This window comes from Streptomyces sp. MA5143a (assembly GCF_900290235.1).
Taxonomy (GTDB): Bacteria; Actinomycetota; Actinomycetes; order Streptomycetales; family Streptomycetaceae; genus Streptomyces.
In genome coordinates, this window is record NZ_OLMK01000048.1 from 1 (window position 1) to 1,759 (window position 1,759).

3 protein-coding genes are annotated in these 1,759 nt (G+C 66.5%); 1 reads left to right on the top strand and 2 read right to left on the bottom strand.

Annotation, left to right across the window (positions count from 1 at the left end):
- Positions 1-609 precede the first annotated feature (609 nt).
- A complete protein-coding gene (locus SMA5143A_RS42615; RefSeq protein WP_146193929.1) occupies positions 610-810 on the top strand; it encodes a hypothetical protein in 201 nt (66 codons plus the stop codon).
- Positions 811-864: 54 nt separating this feature from the next.
- Here SMA5143A_RS42615 and SMA5143A_RS22575 read toward each other — a convergent pair whose 3' ends face one another.
- A complete protein-coding gene (locus SMA5143A_RS22575; RefSeq protein WP_107464693.1) occupies positions 865-1,272 on the bottom strand; it encodes a hypothetical protein in 408 nt (135 codons plus the stop codon).
- Positions 1,266-1,694 (bottom strand): ATP-binding protein, encoded by a 429-nt coding sequence (locus SMA5143A_RS22580; RefSeq protein WP_107464694.1) that lies wholly within the window; start codon positions 1,692-1,694, stop codon positions 1,266-1,268. Before SMA5143A_RS22580 ends, SMA5143A_RS22575 begins: the two co-directional genes overlap by 7 nt.
- Positions 1,695-1,759 lie beyond the last annotated feature (65 nt).

Here is a 1,759-nt window from a genome sequence, read left to right on the forward strand (position 1 = left end):
CTAGCCGGCTCACGTCAAACTGCCGCGCGGCGTGGACGTCGGCCGGGCTGGAGCGGGACGGAGGCAGGAGCGCAGGCCCGGCCGGGGGCCGGGCCGCGCGCGGGGAGCGGAGCGAGCCGCCTTGAACCAGTAGAGAAAGTTGTAACTCAGTCGGACTGCTGGGGCTTGTCCGGTCCCGGTAGATGCTTGACGCTTCGGCTTCACCTGATGCTTGACACCGCGTTCCTCGGACTGGCTGTCTGGGCCCGCCATGGAGGATGATCGCTCTGGCAGGATGCCGTCATGGGGAATACCCGTGCGTGGCCTGTGCTGCATACCGTGGATCTGGATGAAGCGTTGGGGCTTGCCGAGAAGCTGCTGTCAGTCGCGTCCTGGTACAGATCTGGGGGCGCTTACCTCGACGCATGGGCACGCGACGAGGATGTGTTGCGGCGCCTGAGCGGGGCTTCGCCTGAAGCGAGGGTTGAGTGGTACGGGGAGGGCCGTACCAGTTGGCCCGCGAACGTGTCCCTGGCCGTGGAGAGCTTCGAGCAGGCGCGTGAGGCCATGGAATCCTGGGCTGCCATCACCAGGTGTTACGTCCTGTGGCATGACATGAAGTGGCCAGCCGTGCCTGAACTCGGGCTGGACGAGGAGTACAAGTACGCCGAGTTGCAGGTCGCCTGCAACAGCCGGGACATCTACTGCGAGGAGTGGGCGGCCGAGCACACGGTCTTCGTCCATACGCGACCCGGCCAGGACGATCGTGCCGCCTGGCTGGCGGCACAGGTCAACGCCCGAGTCGTCGGGCCCTCTGAGTTCGGGTGGTAGCTCGCCAGACAATTTCGGCGATCGTCTCGCAGGAGATCGTTTAGAGCAGGCGTTTCAACCACACCTCGGCGGCTGGTTCGAGCGGCCGGTGTGAGGCTTGAAGTCGTATGCGCAGGCGGGAAGTTCCGTGCCCTGTCGGTGTGCCAGTGCCAGGAAGATCACTGGCCGGATCGTCCAGATGATGCGGGTCGAGTCGATGGTGACCGATACGGTGCAAGGCTCGGAGCGCAGGAGGGCTCGGCGTGTGTCTATGCGGCCGTCGTACAGCCACTCCCACGCCTGGGCGGATGCGTCCGGGTCGAACGCCGGGGAGATCGTGCGGAGCGCGACCGCAACCCACCTGTCGGCCTGCGGTGCTGAGTAGGCGTCGAACGATGCCCTCAGCTCCAACCCGCCCTGACCGTAGAAGTCTTCGGTCCAGCACTCGCACCAGTAGCCCCAGCGGGCTTCGCCGTTCAGCACAGGTGGTCTCCCGGTCGGGTGCCGGTGAACAGTTCCGCGGTGACCGTGTAGCCGCCTTCGCTGCCGTGGACGACGACTCGGTGGGCGAGTGCGGTGACCATGCCCAGGCCCCGGCCGTGTTCGGCCTCGCTGTCCTGGTGCTCGGCCTTGGGGGCCGTGCCGGTTCCTCCGCCGTCCGTGACCGAAAGGGCGATCACCTGCCGGGTTACCGCGAGGGCCAGGTGGAAGCTGCCGGATTCCATGCCGCTGGCGGTGTGGAGGATCGCGTTCGCGCTCAGTTCGCTCACGATCAGTTCGGCGTCGTCGGCCAGGGGTGATCCGCGCAGGATGTCGCGGGTCCAGCGGCGGGCCCGGCTCACCTCTTCCGGAAATCCTGGGCAAGTGAGTCCCCAGACCCGGGCGGTGCTCGTATACTCGTGCATACAAGTTCCTTCGTGCTGGTAGGCCGCCATGTGCAGCGGGTTCGGGCTAGACGAGTTTCACGCCA